This is a genomic window from Paracraurococcus ruber, assembly GCF_004353985.1.
Lineage (GTDB): Bacteria > Pseudomonadota > Alphaproteobacteria > Acetobacterales > Acetobacteraceae > Paracraurococcus > Paracraurococcus ruber.
The window spans coordinates 56,365-80,582 of sequence record NZ_SMOA01000006.1 but is presented as its reverse complement, the minus strand read 5'-3'; the positions used below and the strand labels follow the sequence as shown (position 1 = coordinate 80,582).

Here is a 24,218-nt window from a genome sequence, read left to right as displayed (position 1 = left end):
GGGGCAGCCGCCGGCCGAGCCGCCCGGCCCGCGGCGCGGCGCCCTCAAGCGTCCGGCCGCAGCCCCTGGCCGGCAGGCCGGCGGCCCGTGCCCGGCCGCTGCTGCCCCAGGCGGGTCAGCACCATGCGGCCGAGCTGGGCCGGGCCGAAGGGCTTGGTCAGCACGGCCTCCCCCAGCAGGCCGGGGTGGTCGGGATAGCCGGTGACGAACAGGACGGGCAGGCCCGGCCGCTCCGCCCGCAGCCGGGCGGCGAAGCTCGGCCCATCCTCCCCCGGCATCCGCACGTCGCAGATGACGAGGTCGAGCGGGTCCGCCGCCAGGGCCTGGACCAGGCCGGTGCCGGCGCTGTTCGCCTCCAGCACCTCGTAGCCCAGTTCCCGCAGCTGCGCCGCGGTCACCAGCCGCACCGCGTCGTCGTCGTCCACCACCAGGATGCGGGCATCGCCATGCAGCCCGGCCTCCGCCTCGGCCAGGGGCGCCGGTTCCGCCGCTTCCGGCCGGGCATCGGTGCGCGGCAGCCACAGCGCCACCCGCGTGCCCTCCCCCGGGCGGCTGTCCAGCACCATCGCGCCGCCGGACTGGTGCGCCAGGCTCTGCACCATCGCCAGGCCCAGGCCGGTGCCCTGGCCGCGCGGCTTGGTGGTGAAGAAGGGCTCGGCGGCGCGGGCCAGCACCTCGGGCGGCATGCCCGGGCCGCTATCCTCGACCGACAGCACCACGTAGTCCGCCCCGGGATCGAGTCCCGGCGGCCGCTCCGCGCCGGCCGCGTGTTTGGCGGCGGCGATGCGCAACGTGCCGCGGCCACCCATCGCATCGCGGGCATTCACCGCCAGGTTCAGCAGCGCCACCTCCAGCCGGTGCGGATCGCCGAGCACCGGCCAGGCCTCAGGCTCGGCGACCAGCTCCAGCCGGATGCCGGCGCCCAGCGCCTGGCGCAGCAACGGCTCCGCCCCCTCCAGCAGCGCCGCGGGGTCGAGCGGCGCGGGCGCCAGGTCCTCCCGCCGGGCGAAGGCCAGCAGCTGGCGGATCAGCGCCGCCGCCCGCTCCGCCGCGCCCAGGCCGTTGCGGACCAGGCCGGCGACGGCCTCGTTGCCGGGCGCCCGCCGCTCCACCAGCCGCAGCGTGCCCATGACGGCGGCGAGGACGTTGTTGAAGTCATGCGCGATGCCGCTGGTGAGCTGCCCCAGCGCCTCCAGCTTCTGCGCCTGCAGCAGGGCCGATTGCGCCTGCTCCCGCCGCTGCATCTCGGCCGACAGCTCGGCGGCGGCGAGGCTGAGGGCGCGGGTCCGCTCGGCGACCCGTGCCTCCAGCCGCTCGCGGTCCTCGCGCAGCGCCGCCTCCGCCCGCTTCTGCGCGGTGATGTCGGCCACCACGCTGCGCAGCCCGTGCAGCCGCCCCGGCGGGCCGAAGGCACGGCAGCGCAGCCGCAGCCAGCGCGGCTCGCCGCCATGCGGATCGGCCACCCGGTGTTCCAGGTCGCAATCCGCGCCGGCGGCCAGCACGCGGTCCAGCGCCGCGCGGGTCGCCGGCACATCCTCGGGCAGCAGGGCGGCCAGCAGGCGGTGGCGGTCGAAGCGCTCCCCGGCCTGCACCCCGTACAGGTCGCGGCAGCGCGCCGAGGCATCCTCCGCCCCGGTCGCCGGGTCCCAGGACCAGGTGCCCAGTTCGGCGGCGTCGAGCGCCAGGCGCAGCCGCCCCTCGCTCTCGGCCAGCGCCGCCTCGGCCCGGCGCAGGTCGTCGATGTCCACGGCGGCGCCGATCCGCCGCAGCACCCGCCCTTCCGCGTCGCGCTCCACCGCCGCGCGGGAGAGGTGCCAGCGCCAGGCGCCATCATGCCGGCGCAGCCGGAACTCGGCCTCGTAGCCGCTGCCGGTGGCGACCGAGGCGACCCAGGCCCGGACGGTCTCCTCGCGGTCCTCCGGATGGATCGCGCCGGTCCAGCCCTCGCCCAGCAGCTCGGCCGGCGGCAGGCCGGTGAACTCGGCGGCCACGGCGTTCAGCCAGGTCACCGTGCCTTCGGGATCGGCCATGAAGACGATGGCCGGCATCGCCTCCGCCAAGCCGCGGAAGCGCGCCTCGCTCTCGGCCAACGCCGCCTCGGCCTGGTGCCGCTCGGTCACCTCCTGCGCCACCACGCCGACGCCGGTCACCGCCCCGGCCACGTCGCGCAGCGGGAACCAGCTTTCCCGCCAGATCCGCCGCTCGCCCGGCCGGGCCGGCGTCTCCCCCGTCAGCTCCAGGTCGATCACCGGCTCGCCGGTCTCCAGCACGCCGCGCAGCACCGGCTCGGCCTGCGGCGCCAGGTCGGGCAGCACTTCCCGCACCGTCCGGCCGAGATGCGCCGCCGCCGGCAGGCCGTTGATCTCGGCCAGCCTCTCGTTGATGCGGCGGAAGCGCAGGTCGCGGTCCAGCACGCAAAGCCCGATCGGCGCCGCGGCATAGACCGCCTCCAGCTCCGCCAGGGCGTCGCGCAGCGCCGCCTCCGCCGCGCGCTGCGCCGTCAGGTCGTGGACCACCTCGAGCACCGCGTCCGGCCGGCCGCCGGTGCCGGGGCGCAGCGCCTTGCTGGCGGCGACCACCACCGGGCTGCCATCCCTGGCGCGGTGGCGCAGCTCGCCGGTCCAGGCGCCGGTCTCGCGCAGCGCCGCCTCCACCGCCGCGAGGCCCGCGGGGAATTCCGTGCGCAGCAGCGCGTGCGAGATGCGCCCGACCGCCTCCGCCGCGCCATAGCCGTAGAGCTGCTCGCAGCCCGCCGACCAGCGGCGGATGGTGCCGTCGAAGTCGCGGACCATGAAGGCGCCGAGGTCGAGCGTCGCCACCAGGTCGCGCAGCGTCTCCTCGCTCCGCCGCAGCGCCGCCGCCGCGTCCCGCGCCTGCGTGACGTCCTCCGCCAGGTAGGAGAAGCGCGGCCATCCCTCCGGCCCGGTCCCGATCGGCGCGACCGTGATGGCGAGCAGGCGGGGCGGCGCGGCGGCCGCCGGCGCCGGATAGGCCTGCTCGAAGGCCACCGGCGCGTCCTGCGCCGCGGCCGCCTCGCAATGCGCGCGCCAGGCGGCCACGACCGTCTCGGGCGCCCCCAGCGCCCGGGCGCCGCAGCCCGCCGTGCTGCCCTCCGGCACGGCGAAGAAGCGGCAGGTCGCCGGGTTGTCGTAGAGGTGGAGGACGTCCCCGTCGGGCCGCAGCTCCACCGTGCCCATCATCTGCGCCGCGCTCTCGTACAGCGCGCGCAGGGTCGCGGCCCCCTCCGCCTCGGCGCGCGCCGCGGCCCGCTCCTCGGTCAGGTCGAGGAAGGCCGCCACCGCCCCGGTCACCCGTCCCGCGGCATCCCGCACCGGCGCGGCGCTGACCGAAAGGTCGCGCAGCGGCCCGTCCGGGCCGGTGATCCGGCGCAGCGGCAGGCCCCGCACCACCTCCCCCCGCCAGAGCGCCCGGGCGAGCGGCAGGTCCTCCAGCGGGATCGGCCGGCCTTCCGCATCGAGGCGCGGCGCCCGCGCCGCATCCTCCGCCAGGGTGCGCCCGGCCGGGGAAAAGCTGCCGCGATTGGCCGCGTTCTCCAGCACGAACCGGCCCTCCGGCCCCTCGACGACCGCGACGGCGACCGGCAGCGCCTCGATCAGCGCGGCCAGCCGCGCCTGGCCGGACGCCGCCGCCGCCTCCGCCGCCTTCAGGGCGGTGATGTCCATGACGACGCCGGCGAGGCGGGACGGCAGGTCGCCCGCGGCGGGCCAGCCCTCGCCGCTCGACCGCAGCCAGCGCAGGCCGCCCTCCGGCAGCAGCACGCGGAACTCGGCCTCGAACCGCCCGCCCTGCCGCGCCAGCCGGGCATGGTCGGCCTCGAACCCGGGCCGGTCCTGCGGGTGGACGCGCGCCAGCACCGCGGCAAAATCCACCGCCGCATCCTCCGCCAGGCCCCACAGGCGACGGAAGGCGCCGGACACCCGCGCCTGCGTCCCCGCCGGGCCGGTGGTCACGTCGTAGGTCGCCAGCCCGCTTGCCGCGACGACGCGGCGGAGCGATGCCTCGCTGTCTTCCAGCGCCGCCGCCGCCGCCCGGCGGTCGGTGACGTCGAAATCGATGCCGATCATGCGCATGGGCCGGCCGGTGCCGTCGCGCAGGACCGTGCCGCGCGCCGCCACCCAGCGGAGCCCGCCATCGGCGCGCCGCATGCGGAATTCGATGTCGTAGGGGGCAAGCCCGGCCACGGCGCGGCCCAGCGCCGCTTCCACCCGCGGCAGGTCCTCGGGGTGCACCAGGGCGCGGAAGGCGGCGATCGAGCCGCCGAAGCCGCCCGGCGGCAGGCCGCAGGCCGCCTCCAGCCCGTCCGACCACTCGACCGTGTCGGTCAGCAGGTTCCAGTCCCAGAAGAACATTCCCGCGGCGCCTATCGCCAGCCGCATCTGCTCGTGCAGCCGGGCCAGCGCTGCCTCGGTCGCCGCCCAGTCCGAGAGATCGATGACGAAGGCGGCGATCGCGCCCTGGGCGCGGTCGAGCAGGGCGAAGAAGAGCAGCACCGGCACCCGGCTGCCGTCGGGGCGGAGATATTCCTTCTGGTAGGGGGCGCAGGCGCCGCCGCGCACCGCCTCGGCGATCGCCGCCTCGTCCCGGCCGATCCATTCCGGCGGCGTCAGGTCGTCCCAGCGGACGCGCCCGGCCGCCAGGTCGGCGCGGGTCATGCCGACGATGCGGAGGAAGGCGTCGTTGGCATCGACCACCCGGCCGCCGGCGTCGCCCCGTATGAGGCCGACCGGGCTGCCGTCGAACAGAGCCCGCAACTCGGCCACCGCCCGCTCCCGCTCGGCCGCCTGGCGCGCCAGGCTGTCGGCCAGTTCCCCCAATTCGCGCAGCGCCGGCGGCGCCGGGGCGGGGCCCGGCTCGCCCAGCCGCCGCAGCGCCCGCGCCAGGCTGCCGGCGGCCATGGCGCCGAAGCCGAGGCTGGCGGCCAGCAGGCCGAGCCCGACCAGGGCCGTGGTCCGCAGCGCAGCATGCAGCGGGGCGTTGAACACCGCCGGCGGCAGGCCGATCGCCACCTGGTAGCCGCTGGCCGGCGCCAGGGCATGCGCGACGACCATCGCCGGTTCCCCCGGCGCCAGCGGGACGCGGACCAGGCCGGTCCCGGCCGCCAGCGCCGCGGCCAGGGCGGCGGAGGGCGCGCCGCCGACCAGCGCCGCATCGTCCGGCCGCGTCGCAACGATGCGGCGGGCGCGGTCCAGCACCAGCGCCCGGGCTTCGGCGGGCAGGCGCTGGTCGCCCAGCGCGGCCAGCAGCCGGTCCCGCGACAGGACGAGGCCGAGGGCATGGCGCGACGGCCCCGCCGGCCCGGGCAGGACGAGCGGCACCGCCACCCCCACCGCCGCCGCCCCCGCGCTCGGGCTGAGGAACAGGTCGCCGATCACGGTGCGGCCGGTCGCCACCGCGTCCCGCGCCGGGCCGGCCGCGGCCGGCGCGCGGGCATCCTCGGGCGGCCAGGCGGTGCTGAGGCCGACCCCGCCGCCCGGGCCGACGAGGTTGATCGCCCGCGCCCCGATCGCCGCCGCGGCCGCCCCCATCTCCGCCCAGAAGCCCGGCAGGTCGCCGCGCGCCAGCGCGGCCGAGCCCGACAGGGCGAGCAGGGCCTGCTCGGCGGCCGCGAATTCGCGGTCCAGCAGAAGGGCGAGGGCATGCGCGCGGCCGACCAGCGCCTCCTCCGCCCGGGCCCGCTCCGCCCGATGCTGCTGCCAGACCGCGCCGGCGGCCAGCGCCAGCAGGGGCAGCGCGATGACGAGGACGAGGCCGGTGACGCGCGTGCGCAGGGTCGCCCGCCACGGCCGGGATGAGGACACAGGCCGTCCGGGGGAGATGGCGGCGATGCGCGACGGGCCTTGATCAGTCTCGACTACCATACCGCCACACGCCACCGGGGCCATAGGCCAGGGACGATACACTAGCCGGGCACGATCCTGTCGCAACCCTAACTATGAGGCTGGGCAACGATCGCGGCGCGAATTGCAGCCGGCGCCCCGGGCCGCGGCGTTGCAGCCCTCTCGACCGGGGGATGGCCGATGGCGGCTGAGGATCTGGCCCGCGCCGCGGCGCGGGCCTTCACCATGGCCGGCTGGCGGCATCGCGTCATCATTGCGACCTATGCCTATCAGGGGCTGGCGGCGGGCTTCGGCCTGACCGCCCTGCCCAACCATGCCGCCGCCCTGGGCGCGCCGGCGGCCGTCATCGGCGGGATGAGCGCGATGATCGGCCTGCCCTGGGCGCTGCAGCCGCTCTGGGGGCCGGTGGTGGACGGCAACGGGCAGTTCGCCATGGGCCGGCGGCGCGCCTGGCTGATCCTCGCCTTGGCCGGGGCGCTGGCCTGCCTGGCGCTGCTGCCGCTCGCCGGGGATGGCCTGGCCGCGCTGCCCTGGCTCGGCGGCATCCTGATGCTGCATTCCGCCTGCGCCGCCCTGGCCGACACGGCCATGGATGCCATGATCATCGACCGCACGCCGCCCGGCGAACTGGGCCGCGCCACCGCCCTGACCCGCATGGGCTTCGTCGGCGGCATGGCGCTGGGGGCGGCGGCCTTCGCCTGGGCCATCCCGGCGCTGGGCCTGCCCGCCGCCGCCCTGCTGCTGCTGGCGCTGGGCGCCCTGGCCACCCTGCCGGTGCTGCTGGTGCGGGAGGCACCGGGGGACGACATCCTGTCGCTCCGACACCGCCCGGCGGACCCGGGGGAGGCCCGCGTGCCGCTGCGCCGCCTGCTCTGGCGGCTCTTCGCCGCGATGCGGCGGCGGGAGGCGCTGGCGCTGATCGGCCTCTGCGTCGCCGAGGAATTCGCCACCTCGGCCTTCGGGGTGCGGCTGGCCGTGGCGATGATCCAAGAGGGCGGCTGGGATCCGGCGGCGCTGTCCCGCCTGCAGGGCGCCCTGGCGGTGCTGGGCGGCACCGCCGGGGCGCTGGCGATCGGCTGGTGGTCCGACCGCATCGGCCCCTACCGGGCGCTCGCCCTGCTGCTCGGGCTCTGCGCGGTCGCCTATGCCGGCAGCGCGCTGCTGCTGCAGGGGCCGCCATCCGGCTGGCCCTCGGCGCTGGCGCTCGGCCTCACCGGCATGATGCCGGCCCTGGCCTTCGTCGCGCTGGCGCCGGCGGTGATGCGCAGCAGCCGCGGCGTCGCCGCCGCATCCCGCTTCGCGCTGTTCATGGCTTCGCTCAATCTCGGCAGCTCGCTCGGCGCCGCGGCATCCGGCCCAATCGGCGCGGTGCTGCCGCCATGGCAGGCGGCGCTGGCCGCCGCCGCGGTCTTCGCCGCCTGCGCCACGGTCGCCGCGAAGCCGGAAAGGCTGTTCCGCGGTGCCGGATCACGTTCCGAATCGGCCGGAAACCGTTCGGCAGCCATGGCAGATTGAGCATTTCCTTTCGGCAACCGGGCTTGTTCGCCGTAAGCTCTCCGGAACACGTGATGCGGATCGCCCCTGGCGGATTCCCCATCCGCCATGACCTGCCTGCTTCAGACAGTGACGGTGGGAGTGAGATGCCAGCAGCTGCGAAGCGACGCCGGGTCGGCGTGGCCGTGGTCGGCCTTGGCGGTGCGGTGGCGACCACCGCGGCGGCAGGCGTGGAGATCCTGAGGCGCGGGACCAACCGGATGGATGGGCTGCCGCTGGCCGGCGTCTCCGTCCCCGGCCTGTGCGCCTATGAGGATCTGGTGTTCGGCGGCTGGGACCTGAACGGCCAGAGCCTGGCCGAGGCCGCGGCCGAGCACCGCGTGCTGAACGACAACCAGCTGGACGAGACGGCGCCGGCGCTGGCCGCCATCCGCCCCTGGCCGGCGGTCGCCAGCAGCGCCTTCTGCCGCCGGATCGAAGGTGCCAACGCGCGCGAGGCCAAGGGCCACCGCGCCGCGATCGATGCCATCATCGACGACCTGATGCGCTTCAAGGCGGCGAACGACGTCGACGACGTCGTCATGATCAACCTCGCCTCCACCGAGCGCACGCCGGCCGACAGCCCGGCGCTGCGCACGCCCGAGGCCTTCGCCCGCGCGGTGGCGGAGAACGACCTCTCGATCGGCCCGGCCATGCTCTATGCCGCGGCGGCGATCGAGGCGGGCGTGGCCTATGGCAATTTCACGCCTTCCGTCGCCGCCGACGCGCCGGCGCTGGCCGAGATGGCGCGGCAGCGCGGCGTGCCGGTGGCGGGGAAGGACGGCAAGACCGGCCAGACCCTGATGAAGACCGTGCTGGCGCCGGCGCTGCGCGCCCGGTCGCTGCACGTGGATGGCTGGTTCAGCACCAACATCCTGGGCAACCGCGACGGCCAGGCGCTGGAGGACCCGGACAGCCTGAAGTCCAAGCTCGGCACCAAGGGCAGCGTGCTGGACAGCATCCTCGGCTACCGGGTCGAGGACCATATCGTCGACATCCGCTACTACCGGCCGCGCGGCGACGACAAGGAAGCCTGGGACAACATCGACGTCTCCGGCTTCCTCGGCCACCGGATGCAGATCAAGGTCAACTTCCTCTGCAAGGACAGCATCCTCGCGGCGCCGCTCGCGCTCGAGATCGCGCGGGTGCTGGACTTGGCGAAGCAGCGCGGGGAAGGCGGGCCGCAGGAGCAGCTGTCGCTGTTCTTCAAGGCGCCGATGACCGCGAATGGCCGCGCGCCGGAGCATGCCTTCCACACCCAGGAACGCATGCTGCAGGACTGGCTGGGCGTGCCGGCGCCGGCCGCCGCGGCGGAATGAGCGCAGCCGCGGACGGCCAGCGCGCGCCGGCGGCGCTGCTGCCGCTCTGCCGCGCGCTCGGCGACCTGAAGCGGGTGCGCTCGGCCGGGCGGCAGGGCTCCATCGCCGACCGGCTCTTCGCCCAGGCCTGGGCGCAGGCCGCGGCCGGCGAGGCGGTGGAGGCCGTGGCGCGGCGGACGGTGCGGGAGGCGCTGATCGCCACCCGCCTGGGCGACCTGGATGCGGCCTCCCTGGAGCAGGCCGGCATTCCGTCCCAGGAGGTCGGGCGCATCCGCGGCGCCGCCCTGGAGGAGGCCTGCGAGCCCCTGGACATGGCGACCCGCGCCTGGCTGGCCGGCGAGGGCGGCGAGGCCGCATCCGGCGCGCCGCCCGGCTTCGTCGCGCGGCTGGCGGCGCAGCCACGGGCCGGCGCCACCGCACCCGGCCGCGGCCGCCTGGTGCTGGAACCGCCAGAGAGCCATGCCGAGCATTGCGCGCTGGTCGCGGTGATCGGCGCGCTGTTCGCCCCGGCCTGGGAGGCGCGGGCGGAGACTGTCTTCCTCGCCGGCCTGGCGCACCACCTGCACAACGCCCTGCTGGCCGACAGCGGCTTCGCGGGGGAGGTGCTGCTGGGCGACTGGCTGGCTCCCGCCTTCGCCCGCGCCACCGCCCTGGCGCTGGAGGAATTGCCGGCCATCCCGCGCGACCGCGTGCAGACGGCGCTGCGCATCATCCCGGATGCCGCGACGCCGGAAGGCCGCGCCTTCCACGCCGCCGACACGCTGGACCGCGTGCTACAGGTGGAGCACCACCTGCGCGCCGCCGGCACCAGCATGGACTATGTGCTGCGGGAGATGGAGCTGGTGCATGCCGGCCCCACCAAGCCCTTCCAGGATGCGGTGCTGGCCCGCATGGGCTTGACGCGCGCGCCATTGGAGGCGCGCGGGGGCGTGGCGGCGTGACTCCCGACACGCCGCATTCGCTGCGCGACGCCGCCGGCCGCCGCTGGCCGGCGCCGGACGGCATCCCCTTCCTGCGCGCCGGGCGGGATGCGCTGGCGGGCGAGGCCCTGGCCCGGCTCGATGCCGGCGACCGCGAGGGCGCGCTGGTGCTGCTGCTGGCCGACCAGGACGACTGGTGGCGCGGCCCGACCGCCACGCCGGACGCGCTGCGCGCCCTGGTGCGCGGGCAGGCGCGGCTGAGCCTGCGCGAGGCGATGGCGCTGCTGGCCTGGGGCCCGGTCGCCGACTATTTCGCGCATCGCTGGTCGGACCCGACCTTCCTGGCGGGCCTCGCGCTGGTGGAGGCGCATTGGACCGCGCCCCGCAGCGCCTTCGAGCTGGCCTGCGGCATCGGCCACCATCTGCGGGAACTGGCGCGGCGCGACGTCGCCGTCACCGGCAGCGACGTGGTCTTCGCCAAGCTGTGGGTGGCGCGGCACTGGGTCTGCCCGGAGGCGACGCTGCTCTGCCTGGATGCGGCGCAGGACTGGCCTGCCCTGGGCCCCTTCGACCTGGTGGCCTGCCACGATGCCTTCTACTTCCTGGAGCCGAAGCGGAAGATCCTGGCGCGGCTGCGCGGGCTGGGCGGGCTGCTGGCGATCAGCCATGTGCATAACCGGGACTGGCCGAATTTCTCCGCCGGCAGTGCGCTGACCGCGACGGAGATGGCGGCGCTGCTGCCGGATGCCGTGCTGTACGACGATGCGGACCTGACCCGCGCGCTGGCCGATGGCGATGCGCCCCGCCCGGCCACGCCGGCGGCGCTGCGCAGCGCCGAGGCCTTCGCGGCGGTGGCCGGCCCGGGCCTGGCGCCGGCGCACCCTGTCGCCGGGCTGCTGGCCCTGCCGCCGCCGGGCACGCTGCTGCGCCGCAACCCGCTCTACGACGCCGAAGGCCGCATCGCCTGGCCGTCCGAGCGCTACGGCCGCGAATACGGCGCCCGCGCCACCTATCCGCCATGCGCCGCGGCGCCGGACCGCGCGGTGCTGGATGCCGCGACGGAAGTGGCGGCGCGGCGGCGCGAATTGCTCGACCTGCCGGAGCGTTGGTGAGGATGCTGGACGCGCTTTCCACCACCGCGTCGCTGGGCTGGGGCGTCATCGGCTTCGGCTGGGTGGCGCGGGACTATGCCGTGCCCGGGCTGCTGGCGGCCGGCGGCCGGCTGGTGGCGGTGGCCGATCCGGATTCCGGCGCGCGCCGCCACGCCGCGGCGTTGGGCGCCCGCGGGCAGGCCGACATGCGCGCGCTGCTGGCCGACCCGGAGGTGCAGGCGGTCTATGTCGCCACGCCCAATCACCTGCACCGCGCGGCGGTGGAGGCGGCGGCGGGGTCCGGCAAGCCGGTGCTGTGCGAGAAGCCGATGGCGGCGAGCCTGGACGAGGCGGAGGCCATGGCGGCGGCGGTGCGCCGCGCCGGCATCCCCTACGGCACCGCCTTCGACCAGCGCCACCATCCCGCGCATGGCGCGATGCGCGACGCCATCGCCGGCGGCGCCATCGGCACCGTGACCGCGGTGCGCATCGCCTATGCCTGCTGGGTGGATGCCAACTGGGCGCGGGACAATTGGCGGGCCGATCCGGCGCGGGCCGGCGGCGGCGCCCTGATGGACCTGGCGCCGCACGGCCTCGACCTGGTGGACCACCTGCTGGGCGAGCCGGTGGTCGACATCGCCGCGCTGACGCAGCGGCGCGTGCAGGACTATGCCGTGGATGACGGCGCGCTGCTGATCGGCCGCACGGCGTCCGGCGTGCTGGTGCAGATCCATGTCGCCTACAATTGCCCGGAAGCCCTGCCGCGGCGGCGGCTGGAGGTGCTGGGCACCACCGGCCAGTTCCTGGCCGAACGCACCATGGGCCAGAGCGCGGGCGGCACGGTCACGCGGATCGACGGCAGGCTGGGACTGCGGACGCCGCTGCCGGTGCCCGATGCCGGCGCCAGCCCCTTCGCGCGGCAGATGGCCGCCTTCGCCCGCTGGCTGCGCGGCCAGGAACCGGCGCAGCTCTTCTGCCTGGAGCGCGACATCCACACGATGCGGCTGCTGGCGCACGCCTATGGCGCGACGCGCCTGCCCGCGCGAGCCGACGGAGACGCGGGATGCCGCTGACGCCCTGGTCCTGTGCCAATTGCGGTCATTGGCAGCGCTATTTCGCCGCGCCGCCGGACTGCCCGGTCTGCACCGATACGCGCAACGACCTGCCGGCGGATGGCTGGCGCTTCCTGCAGCCGGCCGAGGTGCGGGCCGGCATCCGCGAGGGACGCTGGCGCCGGCTGGACCGCGACATGGTCGCGTTCTCCATCGCGCCGGGCTACGGGCTGAACGGCACCGGCTGGCTGCTGCTGCACCCGGAGGGCAACATCGCCTTCGAGGCGGCGCCCTTCTACACGGACGAGATGCTGGCCGAGATCGAGCGGCTCGGCGGCATCCGCTATCTCGCGGCGTCGCATGTGCATGGCTACGGCGCGCTGTGGCAGCTGCAGGACATGTTCGAGCCCGAGGTCCTCGCCATCCAGAAGGAAGATCTCTGGCTGACCAAGGCCTTCCGCGTCACCTGGCCCTATGACGAGGCGCTGGAATTGCGGCCGGGGCTCACCCTCCACCATGTGGGCGGCCACTACGAAGGCCAGGCCGTGCTGCACGACGAGGGTCGGAGGATCCTGTTCTGCGGCGACGCCTTCAAGGTGGACCAGGACGCGGCCGGCAACAGCCTCGCGGTCTCCACCCACAAGGCCTTCCACAAGTCCATCCCGCTGACCCCGGCGGAGATCCGCCGCTACCGCGCGGTGATCGAGGCGCTGGACTTCGACACGGTCTGCACGCCCTTCGAGCACGCGCCTGGCGTCACGCGCGACATCGCGCTGGCGGTGCTGGACGACCAGCTGCGCGGCCCGCCCGGCGTGCGGCACATCCCGATGAGCGAATTGCGCAGGAGTGCGACCCGATGACCGACCTGCACGAGGTCGCCAAGGCCTTCCGCGACTCGATGCCCGCCAAGGGCCATGTCTCGGTCTTCCGCATCGACCAGCTGGACCGCATCGGCATCCCCGTGGTGCAGGCCAACCTGATCCTGCCGGACGAGCCCGCCACCATCGGCTACGGCTACGGCTTCGAGCCCATCGAGGGCGAGGTCGGCGCCCTCGGCGAGCTGTGCGAGGAGGTGCATGTCCATGCCTGGGTGCGGCGGGCCGAGCGCATCCTCGGCTCCTATGCCGAGCTGGTGCGGCGGCACGGCGCCCGGGCGGTGGTGGACCCGCTGACGCTCTGCCTGCCCGCGGGCAGCCCCTGGTCCGACGACATGCCGCTGACCTGGGTCTGGGGCCAGCGCCTGTCGGGCGAGCCCATCCTCGTCCCGCGCGAATGGGTCGCCGCCTATCCCTACCAGCTGGGGGAGGAGAAGGCGCGGCTGATCATGCCCATCACCAACGGGCTCGGCGCCGGCTTCGACCTGCCGCATGCCATCGCGCATGGGCTGATGGAGCTGCTGCAGCGCGACGGCAACGTCGTCACCTATCGTGCGCTGGACCAGGGCGTGGCGGTGGAGCCCGATGCGGTCGAGGAGCCCGAGGTCGCAGCGCTGCTCGACCGCCTGCGCGGCCTCGGCATCGATGTCCGCATCAAGCTGGCCTGCACGGATTTCGGCATCCCCAACCTGTACGTCGTGGGCGACGACCGCGGCACGCCGACCGTGCCGATCCAGGTGACGAGCTGCGGCGAGGCGGCGCATCCGGACCGCGCGCGGTCCCTGCGCAAGGCGCTGGTGGAGTTCTGCGGCAGCCGGTCCCGCAAGGCGGCGACGCATGGCCCGATCGACACCGTCACCGCGGCCCTGCCGCGGGACTATGTGGAACGCCAGATGGACGTGGCGATGATCGAGGACGAGGAGAACCGTGCCCTCGACTCCATGGCCGAATGGGTGGGCCAGGATGCGGCGGAGCTGCGGCGGCGCCTGGCCGGCAGCGTCTTCTCCGAGCGGCGGCGGGTGAGGTTCTCCGACCTGCCGACCGTCCCGGCCGCCTCCATCGCCGACAGCCGGGCGCGCCTTGCCCTGCTGACGGAGCGCCTGGCGGCGGAAGGGCTCGAGCCGATCATCGTCGATTGCTCCCCCGCGCAGGGGCCGGTGAAGGTGGTGAAGACCATCGTCCCCGGCCTGGAGAGCGAGACGATGAGCTACCACCGCATCGGCTGGCGCGGCGTGCGGCGGCTGCGGGCGCGCGGCGACCGGCTGATCCTCGACGCGCCGCGGGACGGCGCCCGCCGCGTCCGCCTGCGCCCGGGGGATGAGGCGCTCTGCGGCGGCCCGGCCTGGTTTGACGCAGCGGAGGCGGATCGCATCGTCGGCACGCTCTATCCGCTGTACCGGGAAAGCGGGCCCTTCGCCGCCCAGCTGCACCGCCGGCGCCGCGCGGCATGAGCGCGACGGAGCAGGTGCCGGAACCGGCGGCCCAGCTTGCCCCGGAGGACCCGGCGCCGCGGCCGAATGGCGGGCTGCGCTTCGCCTACAACACCAATGGCGCGGCCAACCACCGGCTGGCGGATGCCGTCGCGCTGATCGGCATCGCCGGCTATGACGGCGTGGCGCTGACGCTCGACCACCATCACCTCGACCCGATGGAGGAGGGCTGGGTGCAGCGCACGGAGGCGCTGGCGCGCGACCTGCACGCCCGCAACCTCGGCTGCGTGATCGAGACCGGGGCACGCTTCCTGCTCGACCCCCGGCGCAAGCACGAGCCCACGCTGCTGACGCCGAATGCCGAGGGCCGGGCGCGGCGGGTGGAATTCCTGCGCCGCGCCATCGACATCGGCGGCATCCTGGGCGCCGAGGCGGTGTCCTTCTGGGCCGGCGTGCCCCTGCCTGGGGTGGACCGCGGCGAGGCCGGCGAATGGCTGCTGCAGGGCGTGACGCAGGTGCTGGAACACGCCCAGGCGCGCGGCGTCACGGCGGCGCTGGAGCCGGAGCCGGGCATGCTGCTGGAGACGCTGGACGACTGGGCGCTGCTGCGGGCGCAGTGCCCGGCCCTGATGCTGGCGCTCGACCTCGGCCATTGCCTGGTGACGCAGGAACGCGCGCCGCCCGATGCGGTGCGCGAATTCGCCGGCAGCCTCGGCACGGTGGCGATCGAGGACATGCGCCGCGGCGACCACACCCATCTCCCCTTCGGCGAGGGCGACATGGACATCCCCGCCTGCCTCGACGCGCTGGAAGGCATCGGCTTCACGCGCCTGGTCTGCGTCGAGCTGTCGCGGGAGAGCCACCGCGCCGACAGGATGATCCCGCAGTCGCTGGACTGGCTGCTGCGGTGCAGGGAGGACCGCAATGCATAACGGAATGGCGGGCCACAGGCCCGCGGCGTCGCGCGGGGGCCATGCGACCGGCGGCCGCGGCCGGCCTTCGGAGGCACGGGCATGAGGATCCTGTTCTGCTCCCGCCGCTTCTTCCCGGCGATCAGCGGGATGAGCGTCTATGCGGTGAACCTGCTGCGCCAGCTGGTCGCCGCCGGGCATGACGTGACCATGGTCAGCCAGTATCGCGGCGACCCGACCGGCACCCGCGTCTATGGCGGCGGCCCGCCGCCGCCTGTGCCCGGCGTCACCGTCATCGGCCGGCAATCGCTGGGCGAGGAAGCCTTCGCCGAGCCGGGCGGCGCCGATTTCGAGCGCGACGTGCAGGACATGGTGGAGGTGATCCTCGCCGAGCACCGGAAGCAGCCCTTCGACGTCCTGCATGCGCAGTACGGCTACCCGAATGGCTGGGCGGTGCTGCTGGCGGCGCGGCAGATCGGCATCCCCACCGTCGTTTCCATCCAGGGCGGCGACGGCCACTGGGTCGGCTCCTGCTGCGAGACGCACCGCATCGGCATGCTGAACGTGCTGAACAACGCCAATGCGCTGCTGATCGGCTGCGAGAGCTTCGCCAGCGAGGTCGTCGAGCGGCTCGGCGTGTCGCGGGACATCTTCACCATCGTCCCGGGCGCGGTCGACACCACGCGCTTCCATCCGGCACCCGGCCATCGGCCCGGGCATGCCGCCGATCCGGTGCGGCTGCTCTACCATGGTCGCGTGGACCGGCGGAAAGGCTCGCTGGACATGATGCACGCGCTGAAGATCCTGCAGGACCAGGGCGTGCCCTTCGCCGCCACCGTCTCCGGCATCGGCCCGGACCATGATTCGACCCAGGCCCTGGCCGCCGAGCTGGGCGTGCCCGTGCGCTTCAGCGGCTATGCCGACTATGCCGCCGCGCCGCCCCTGTACCGGGAGGCCGATGTCTTCGTCAGCCCGACCTATGCCGAGGGCTTCTCCAACACCATCCTCGAAGCCATGGCCAGCGGCCTGCCCAGCGTCGCCTGCTACGCCGTCGGCGTGGTCGATTGCCTGCGGAACGAGGAGAACGGGCTGCTGGTCCAGCCGGGCGACATTCCGGCCCTGGCGCAGGCGCTCCGCCGCATCATCGAGGACGCGTCGCTCCGCCGCCGCCTGGCCGCCGCGGCGCTGGAGGAATGCCGCCGCACCTATTCCTGGGACGCCGTCGGGCGGCAAATCATGGATGTCTATGCCCGCGTGCATGGCGAGGCGCCGCGCACCGGCTTCGACCCCGTGCTGCCGCAAGACCCGTCCTGCCGCTTCCGGGCGCAGCCGCATCTCCTCTGATGCCGCGCGCGCTCGCCCTCTCGCCGCATCTCGACGATGCCGCCTTCTCCTGCGGCGGCACGCTGGCGCGGCTGGCCGCGCATGGCTGGACGGTGACGCTGTGCACCGTCTTCACCCGCAGCGTGACCGATCCCGGCGGCTTCGCCCTGGCCTGCCAGCTGGACAAGGGGCTGGACGCGTCGGTGGACTACATGGCGCTGCGCCGGGCGGAGGATGCGGCAGCCTGCGCCGCGCTCGGCGTCCGGCCGCTCTGGCTCGACCTGCCGGAGGCGCCGCATCGCGGCTACCCCGATGCGCGGGCGCTGTTCGCGCCGCCGCTCCTCGCGGATGGCGTCGTCGCGCCGCTCGCCCAGCTGTTGGCACCGCTGCTGCACCCGGCGCCCGACCTGCTGCTGGCGCCGCAGGCCGTGGGCGGGCATGTGGACCATGTCCAGCTCGTCCGCGCGCTGGATTCGGTGCTGCCGCCGGACCTGCCGGTGCTGTGGTGGACAGATTTCCCCTATTCGCTGAAGCCGCACAGCCATCCCGCCCGGCCCTTCGCCGCGCGGATGCAGGCGCTGCCGGATTGCGCGGTGGAAGGCGACGCGGCGGGGCGCCTTGCCGCCTGCGCCGCCTACCGCTCTCAGCTCGGGTTCCAGTTCGGCGGGGCGGAGGGGCTGGCGCGCGCCCTCGCCGAAGCCGGGCCGGTCGAGCGCTTCCGCATGGCGGGCCGCGCCCCGCTGCCCGCCACCTGGCCGGCGGCGGCATGACAAGCCGCAACGGCGTGCCCTCCGCCGCGGCGCCCCGCGCCCTCGCCCGGGCGCGCCCGGGCACCCGTCGCCCGGCGGGGGGGGTGCGACCGATGACCGCGCCGGTGACCGCGCCTCTGGCCGATCCCGCCATCCTCGCCGCCCGCCGCGCCGCGCTCGCGGCGCCGCACATGGCGCCGCTCGCCCGCTGCATCGACGCGATGCGCCGCACGACCGGCCGCGCCATGCCGGATGCCGATCCGGCGGATGGCGGCACCGGTGCGCGCCTGCTCCTGCTGCTGGAGACGCCGGGGCCGTCCATGCCCGCCACCGGCCTCGTCTCCCGCGACAACCCGACGCCCACCGGCGCCAATCTCCGCCACTTCCTGGCGGCGACCGGGATCGCCCGGGCCGATATACTGATCTGGAACGCCGTGCCCTTCCTCATCCACGCGCCGGGCGCGCGCAACCGGGCGCCGACCCGGGCCGAGCGCGCGGCGGGCCTTTCCCTGTTGCCGGCCGTGCTCGACCTGCTGCCGCGGCTCGCGGTCGCCGTGCTGGCCGGGCGCTTCGCCGGCCTTGCCGCGCCGGCGCTCACCACGGCGCGGCCCGGCATGCCGGTGCTGGCCATGCCGCATCCCAGCCCGACCTACACCTGCACCAGCCCGGAGGTGCCGCGCCGCATCCTGGCCGTGCTGGCGGCGGCTGCCGGGCTGCTGGATGCGCCGCGGGGCGTCGCCGCCTGACCCAGCCCGTCGAACGCCTCGCGCCGCGGCGCGCCGTGATGGCGGCGCTCACGGCCGGCATCACGCTCGGCCTGCTGGCACTGGCCTGGGCGGTGCTGTCGGCCGGCGGCTGGACGCCGTGGGAAGCGCTCATCCTGCTCTGCTACGGCGCCAATGCGCCCTGGCTGGGCCTTGCCGCCGCCACCGGCCTGGTCGGCCTCGGCGTGCGGCTGCTGGCCGCCGACCCCGATGCGCTGGTGGTGCCCTCGCTCCGCCGGGCGGAGGGACCGCTGCGGACCCGCACCCTGATCGCCGCCTGCGTGCGGCTGGAGGATATGGGCGCGGTGCTGCCGCCGCTCGCCCGGCTGCTGCGGGACCTGCGGGCGCAGCATGGCGATGCCTTCGTGCTCGGCATCCTCTCCGACACGCCCTGCGGCCCGGCCGCGGAGGCGGAGGCGGCGGCGGTGGCGGCGCTGGCCGCCCGCGTCCCGGACGCCGCGTTGCGCTACCGGCGCCGGACGGAGAATGCCGGCTTCAAGGCCGGCAACCTGATGGACTTCCTCGACCACCATGCCGAGGGCTTCGACTTCGCCCTGGTGCTGGACGCGGATTCCGAGATGTCGGCGGCCGCCGTGACGCGGCTGGTGCTGGCCATGCAGGCCGATCCCGCCCTGGCGGTCCTGCAGGGCAACACCCAGCCCGCGGGGATGCAGACCCGCTTCGCCCGGCTGTTCGGCCTCGGCCACCGGCAGGGCGGCCGCATCTGGTCCACCGGGCAGGCCTGGTGGCAGGGGCCGCGGCAGCCCTGGTGGGGCCACAACGCGCTGCTGCGCATCGCCGCCTTCCGGCGCGACGCCCGGCTGCCGACGCTGCCGGGCGGCACGCCCGTCCTCAGCCACGACCATCCGGAAGCCGCCATGCTGCACGCCGCCGGCTGGGCGGTGCGGGTGCTGCCCGACGATGCCGGCAGCTTCGAGCAGCATCCGCCCGACCTGCCCGCCTTCTTCGGCCGCGACCTGCGCTGGGCGGCCGGCAACCTGCAATGGCTGGGGCTGCTGCGGCGGCCGGAATTCAGCCGGCTGGGCCGGTTCCAGATGGTGCTGGGCGTGCTGCACTACGCGCTGGCGCCGCTCTGGCTGGCGGTGCTGCCGCTGGCGGCGCTGAACCTCGCCACCGGCGGCGGGGATGCGACGCCGCCCGGCCTGCTGCTGGCGCTGGTCCTTGCCTCCTTCGTCGCGCTCAACCTGCCGAAGCTGGCCGGCCATGCCGAAAGCCTGCTGCGCCCCGGCCGCACCCGCCGCGCCACCCTGCTGCGGGAGGCGGCGCAGGATCTCGCCTTCGGGCTGCTGCTGGAACCGGTGGCGGCGCTGGAGCACACGCTGACCCTGTTGCGGCTGGCCCGCCGGCGGCTGTCGGGCTGGGCGCCGCAGCGGCGGGTGCCGGAGGCGGTCGGCTGGGCCATGGCGCTGCGCCGCTTCGCGCCGCAGACGCTGCTGGGCCTGGCATTGCTGCCCGGTTTCGCGGCCGGCGGGACGATGGCGCTGCTGATCCTGCCGGGGATCGCCGGGCTGCTGCTGGCGGCGCCGCTGGCCGTGTGGTCGGCGCGGCCCATCGGCACGGCGCCTCGGCGCCCGGCGCCGCTGCGGGCGGAACGCGCGCGGCCGCCCACCGGCTGATGCCGCGGCGTGGCTGTCCTGGTCCATGGCCGCCGATGGCCTGCGGGGTCGGTGTTGCTGCCGCGTGGCAGGGCGGGCTGATGCCGCCCCGCAGGCCGGTCCGGGGCGATGCCGCCGGCGAGGATGGCTGCCGGCCGGCATGGCGCATCGCCGGCGGATCGCCCCGGATTGCCGCCGGGGTCGACGACGCTCCGCTCAGCCGCCGCCGCAGGGCAGCCGGCGCAGGCCGCGCGGCGCCGCCGGGTCCGGCGCCTGCACCAGGCTCAGGAGGCAGCCGGCATAGGCCAGGGTGAAGCGCAGGTCGCTGCCGCCGGCATGGCCGCGCGGCGGCGCCTGCGGCCACAGGGCGAGGGTGGGCGCCCGGCGCTCGAGCGCCCGCGCCTCCAGCAGCGCCGCCCGGCGCTCCGGGTCCGGGTCGTAGTCGTCGCCCTCGAACAGGGCGACGGCCAAGCGCGGTCCCTCCGGCAGCCCTGCCAGCAGGCGGCGAAAATCATCCAGCGCCGCACCCAGGGCGTTGCCCCGCTGCCATTCGCCATGCGCCGCCGGGGCGGTGGCGATCACCGCATCCACCAGGTCCGGCCGCTCGCTGGCGGCCATGATGGCCTGCCAGCCGCCGCGCGACTGCCCGCCCAGGAGGATGCGGCGATAGCCGGCGGCGCGCAGCGCCGGCAGCCCGCCGACCAGCCGCGGCAGGCTGGCATAGAGCGCGTCATCGCCCGGGTGGCGGTCGAAGCGCAGCACGTCCCAGCCATTGTCGTTCAGCAGGGACACGAAGGCGGGCGTTGGGACGCTGCGGTTGTCGCGGTCCGTGCCGCCATAGCCATGGCCCCAGACCAGGGCGCCGCGTGCCGCCTCCGGCCCCCGTTTCAGCAGCAGCGGGGCGTAGCGGAAGGGGCCGATGCCGCCTTCCGCCAGGGGCGCGGCGGGCCCATCGGCGCGGGTGGCGTTCTGCGCCAGCACGCGGCATTCCGCCTGCACCTGGCCCAGGGCGCGGCGGCAGCGTTCCAGCGCCGCGGCTTCCGCCTGGGCGGGCGTGGCGGCGCCGCCGGCGAAGCCCCAGGCGGAGCGGCCTTCGGCATCCCGGGCCAGGGCGAAGGCGGCATTCGGGACCAGGCCGCGATACAGCAGGGTGAAGCTGGCGGCCGCCTGCTGCGACGGATGGGGCGCGCCGAGGGCGGCGGCGGAGAAGACTTCCCGATAGCCGGCTTCCGCCGCCGGCTGGGCCGGGGCCGCGGCGGGCAGGACGAGCAGGAGCAGCAGGGCGAGCAGGCGGCGCATCACGGACCCGGGGCGGCGGCGGGGGACAATGTGGCCCGGCCGGGGCATCGGCAAGACGGTGGAGGCGGCCGGCGTCCTGCCGGAGTCGGGGCCTGCCGCAAGCGCGGCCTTCCCTCTGGCCGGACAGCGGCTTATTCCCTTGGCCCCAGCAGACCATGACGGCCATGAACGACGCGACGACCGCTGCCCGACCGGACCAGCGCCCCGGGGACCGCACCCAGGAGATCCGGCACGACTTCAAGGCGGCCGAGCCGCGCTGGCAGCAGGCCTGGGAAGACCGGCGCTGCTTCGCGGTGCCGGATGTCCCGCCGGCCGATGCGAAGAAATACTATGTTCTTGAGATGTTCCCGTACCCGAGCGGGAAGATCCATATGGGCCATGTGCGCAACTACACGCTGGGCGACGTGGTCGCCCGCTACAAGCGGGCACGCGGCCATCTGGTGATGCACCCGATGGGCTGGGACGCCTTCGGCCTGCCGGCGGAGAATGCGGCGCGGGAGCGCGGCATCCACCCGGGGAAATGGACCTACGACAACATCGCCAACATGCGCGCCGAGCTGAAGCGCATGGGGCTGTCGATCGAGTGGGACCGCGAATTCGCCACCTGCGACGCCGACTACTACGGCCGGCAGCAGAAGCTGTTCTTGGATTTCTACAAGGCGGGCCTGGTCGAGCGGAAGGAGAGCTGGGTCAATTGGGACCCGGTGGACGGCACCGTCCTGGCGAATGAGCAGGTGATCGACGGCCGCGGCTGGCGGTCCGGCGCGCTGGTCGAGAAGAAGAAGCTGTCCCAGTGGTTCTTCAGCATCACCAGATATGCGCCGGACCTGCTGGCGGCGCTGGGCACGCTGGACCGCTGGCCGGAGCGGGTGAAGCTGATGCAGGCCAACTGGATCGGCCGCTCCGAGGGCGCGCGGGTGCGGTTCCGGCTGGCCGAGCCCGTGGAGGGCCGTCCCGATCATCCGAGGGCGCGGCCCGAGGGTCCGGATCAGGCCGGCGCGCCCGGGATCCCATCGCCGTCGCATAGCGACGGCAATGGGGACCCGACGGAGGCGCACACGGAAGTCGAGGTGTTCACCACGCGGCCGGACACGCTGTTCGGCATGTCCTTCCTCGCGGTCGCGGCCGAGCATCCGCTGGCCGCCGCCGCGGCGGCGAGGAATCCGGCGGCCGCCGAGTTCGTCGCGGAGTGCCGGCGGATGGGCACCTCCGAGGCGGCGATCGAGCAGGCGGAGAAGCGCGGCTTCGACACCGGCTTCCGCGTCGCGCATCCCTTCCTGGAAGGCGTGACCTTCCCGGTCTGGATCGCCAATTTCGTGCTGATGGAATACGGCACCGGCGCGATCTTCGGCTGCCCGGGCCATGACGAGCGCGACTTCGAATTCGCCAGCAAATACGGGCTGGAGATCAGGCCGGTGGTGCTGCCGCCCGGCGCCGACCCGGCCAGCTTCGCGCTGGACGGCAAGGCCTATACGGATGACGGCACGATCTTCAACTCGGGCTTCCTGGACGGGCTGGACGTTCCCGCTGCCAAGCGCCGGGTGATCGATGCGCTGGAGGCGAAAGGGCAGGGCACCGGGGTGGTGAACTGGCGGCTCCGGGACTGGGGCGTCTCCCGCCAGCGCTACTGGGGCTGCCCGATCCCCTTCATCCATTGCGAGGCCTGCGGCGTGGTGCCGGTGCCGGATGACCAGTTGCCGGTGAAGCTGCCCGACGACGTGGATTTCTCGAGGCCCGGCAACCCGCTGGACCACCACCCGAGCTGGAAGCATGTCGCCTGCCCATCCTGCGGCAAGCCGGCGCGGCGCGAGACCGATACCTGCGACACCTTCGTGGATTCGTCCTGGTACTTCGCGCGATTCTGCTCGCCGCGCGCCGCGGACCCGGTGACCAAGGCGGCGGTGGATGCGTGGCTGCCGGTGGACCAGTATATCGGCGGGATCGAGCATGCGATCCTGCATCTGCTCTACAGCCGCTTCTTCACCCGCGGCATGCGCGATACCGGGCACCTGCAACTGGCCGAGCCCTTCGAGGGCCTGTTCACCCAGGGCATGGTGCAGCATGAAAGCTACAAGTCGGCCGATGGCCGCTGGCTCTACCCGGAGGAGGTGGAGTTCACCCAGGCCAATGACGGCACGCGCCTGGCCCACCTGAAGGCCGACCAGAGCCCGGTGACCATCGGCCGGGTCGAGGCCATGTCGAAGTCCAAGCGCAACACGGTGGATCCGGGCGCGATCATCGATCGCTACGGCGCCGACACCGCGCGCTGGTTCATCCTCTCCGACAACCCGCCGGAGCGGGACATGGAGTGGACGGAGGCCGGCGTCGCCGGCGCCTACCGCTTCACCCAGCGGCTCTATCGCCTGGCGGCGAGCGCGTTGCCGGGCCTGCCGCCGGCGGGGACCACGGCCGAGGCCGCGGCGGGCGAGGCGCGCAAGCTGCGGCAGGTGACCCACCGCACCATCGCGGCAGTGACCGAGGCGTTGGACAGCTTCGCCTTCAACGTCGCCGTCGCGCGCATCCACGAATTCGCCAATGCCATCGCCGAGGCGGCCGAGGTGCCGGAGATGGGAGCGGCGAAGCGGGAGGCGCTGGAGACCATCGCCCGGCTGTCGTCCCCGATGATGCCGCATCTGGCGGAGGAGGTCTGGTCGCTGCTGCGCCCGGACGAGGCGACGCTGGTCGCGCAACTGCCCTGGCCCGAGCCGGATCCGGCGCTGCTTCGGGCGGAGACGGTCACCCTTGCCGTGCAGGTGCTGGGCAAGCTGCGCGGCACGATCGAGGTGGCGGTGGGCGCCGATGAGGCTACCATCTTCGCCCTGGCCGAGGCGGAGGACAATGTGCAGCGCGCCATCGCAGGCAAGCCCATCCGGAAGCGCATCCATGTGCCCGGCCGTGTCGTCAACTTCGTTGTCTGAGATGCGGGACGGCCTGGCCGGCCGGCGCGCGGTCCTCGGCATCGCCGGGCTGCTGGGGCTGTCCGGCTGCGGCTTCCGGCCGCTCTATGGCCCGGTGCAGACGGCGGGCGGCGAATCGGACCTGGCGGAGGAGCTAGCGGCGGTGCGCGTCGGCCCGGTCTATGAGCGGACGGGCCAGATCCTGAAGCGCAACCTGCAGCGCCGGCTGGAGGACAGCCGGCCCGGCACCCCGGCGCGCTACCAGCTGACCGTGGTCTATACCCCGGGCGTCGAGGTGCTGGGCTACCGGCGGGACGGCACCATCACCCGGGTGCGCTACACCATCACCGGCAACTGGGACCTGGCGACGATCGGGGTGCCGCCGCAGCCCATCGCCCGCTCGGCCATTCCCTTCCGCAGCCTGGATTCCTTCAACATCCCCGACCTGCAGTTCTTTTCCGCCGACAGCGCCCGCGATGCGCTGGAAAGCCGGGCGATGGAGCAGCTGGCCGAGGAGGTGGCGCGCCAGGTGGCGATGGCGCTGCGCCGAAGGAAGGAAGCCCCGCCCGCGACGGGCTGAG

General features: G+C 74.8%; 16 protein-coding genes. 14 read left to right on the top strand and 2 right to left on the bottom strand.

Annotated features, from left to right (window positions below; all coding sequences use genetic code 11):
* Positions 1-44: 44 nt before the first annotated feature.
* Positions 45-5,819 carry a PAS domain-containing protein gene (locus E2C05_RS03140; RefSeq protein ID WP_133218138.1) on the bottom strand — a complete coding sequence of 1,925 codons (5,775 nt, stop codon included), beginning with the start codon at positions 5,817-5,819 and terminating at the stop codon, positions 45-47.
* A 219-nt stretch (positions 5,820-6,038) separates the two neighbouring features.
* Between E2C05_RS03140 and E2C05_RS03135 the strand changes: the two genes are divergently transcribed.
* The 12 genes from E2C05_RS03135 (at position 6,039) to mdoH (ending at position 19,462) form a co-directional block, all read left to right on the top strand.
* Entirely contained in the window at positions 6,039-7,373 is a 1,335-nt protein-coding gene (locus E2C05_RS03135) for an MFS transporter (RefSeq protein ID WP_133218137.1), read from the top strand.
* Between the two features lie 125 nt (positions 7,374-7,498).
* Positions 7,499-8,710 (top strand): inositol-3-phosphate synthase, encoded by a 1,212-nt coding sequence (locus E2C05_RS03130; protein WP_133218136.1) that lies wholly within the window; start codon positions 7,499-7,501, stop codon positions 8,708-8,710.
* Positions 8,707-9,651, top strand: coding sequence for an HD domain-containing protein (locus tag E2C05_RS03125; RefSeq protein WP_133218135.1), 945 nt, complete (start codon positions 8,707-8,709; stop codon positions 9,649-9,651). The genes E2C05_RS03130 and E2C05_RS03125 overlap by 4 nt, the downstream gene beginning before the upstream one ends.
* A complete protein-coding gene (locus E2C05_RS03120) occupies positions 9,648-10,742 on the top strand; it encodes a class I SAM-dependent methyltransferase (protein ID WP_192912408.1) in 1,095 nt (364 codons plus the stop codon). The genes E2C05_RS03125 and E2C05_RS03120 overlap by 4 nt, the downstream gene beginning before the upstream one ends.
* A gap of 2 nt (positions 10,743-10,744) precedes the next feature.
* Positions 10,745-11,794 (top strand): Gfo/Idh/MocA family protein, encoded by a 1,050-nt coding sequence (locus tag E2C05_RS03115; protein WP_133218134.1) that lies wholly within the window; start codon positions 10,745-10,747, stop codon positions 11,792-11,794.
* A complete protein-coding gene (locus tag E2C05_RS03110; protein WP_133218133.1) occupies positions 11,785-12,633 on the top strand; it encodes an MBL fold metallo-hydrolase in 849 nt (282 codons plus the stop codon). The genes E2C05_RS03115 and E2C05_RS03110 overlap by 10 nt, the downstream gene beginning before the upstream one ends.
* Positions 12,630-14,099, top strand: a complete 1,470-nt coding sequence (locus E2C05_RS03105) for a YcaO-like family protein (RefSeq protein WP_133218132.1) — start codon at positions 12,630-12,632, stop codon at positions 14,097-14,099. Before E2C05_RS03110 ends, E2C05_RS03105 begins: the two co-directional genes overlap by 4 nt.
* Positions 14,096-15,010: a sugar phosphate isomerase/epimerase family protein gene (locus tag E2C05_RS03100; RefSeq protein ID WP_133218131.1), complete on the top strand. Its 915-nt coding sequence runs from the start codon at positions 14,096-14,098 to the stop codon at positions 15,008-15,010. Before E2C05_RS03105 ends, E2C05_RS03100 begins: the two co-directional genes overlap by 4 nt.
* Positions 15,011-15,091: 81 nt before the next feature.
* Positions 15,092-16,333 carry a glycosyltransferase family 4 protein gene (locus E2C05_RS03095; RefSeq protein WP_133218130.1) on the top strand — a complete coding sequence of 414 codons (1,242 nt, stop codon included), beginning with the start codon at positions 15,092-15,094 and terminating at the stop codon, positions 16,331-16,333.
* On the top strand, positions 16,333-17,082 hold the full coding sequence (locus E2C05_RS03090) for a PIG-L deacetylase family protein (protein ID WP_192912407.1): 750 nt from the start codon (positions 16,333-16,335) through the stop codon (positions 17,080-17,082). Before E2C05_RS03095 ends, E2C05_RS03090 begins: the two co-directional genes overlap by 1 nt.
* 104 nt (positions 17,083-17,186) lie before the next feature.
* Complete coding sequence (locus E2C05_RS03085; RefSeq protein ID WP_205082702.1) at positions 17,187-17,807, top strand: uracil-DNA glycosylase; 621 nt, start codon at positions 17,187-17,189, stop codon at positions 17,805-17,807.
* Complete coding sequence (gene mdoH / locus E2C05_RS03080; RefSeq protein WP_275670488.1) at positions 17,717-19,462, top strand: glucans biosynthesis glucosyltransferase MdoH; 1,746 nt, start codon at positions 17,717-17,719, stop codon at positions 19,460-19,462. Before E2C05_RS03085 ends, mdoH begins: the two co-directional genes overlap by 91 nt.
* Before the next feature lie 195 nt (positions 19,463-19,657).
* Here the strand turns inward: mdoH and E2C05_RS03075 are convergent, their stop codons facing one another.
* Positions 19,658-20,740: an alpha/beta hydrolase gene (locus E2C05_RS03075; RefSeq protein ID WP_133218127.1), complete on the bottom strand. Its 1,083-nt coding sequence runs from the start codon at positions 20,738-20,740 to the stop codon at positions 19,658-19,660.
* A gap of 164 nt (positions 20,741-20,904) precedes the next feature.
* On the opposite strand from E2C05_RS03075, the gene leuS reads away from it, so the two are divergent.
* On the top strand, positions 20,905-23,658 hold the full coding sequence (gene leuS / locus E2C05_RS03070; RefSeq protein WP_133218126.1) for a leucine--tRNA ligase: 2,754 nt from the start codon (positions 20,905-20,907) through the stop codon (positions 23,656-23,658).
* A gap of 1 nt (position 23,659) precedes the next feature.
* Positions 23,660-24,217 (top strand): LPS assembly lipoprotein LptE, encoded by a 558-nt coding sequence (lptE, locus tag E2C05_RS03065; RefSeq protein ID WP_158291916.1) that lies wholly within the window; start codon positions 23,660-23,662, stop codon positions 24,215-24,217.
* Position 24,218 lies beyond the last annotated feature (1 nt).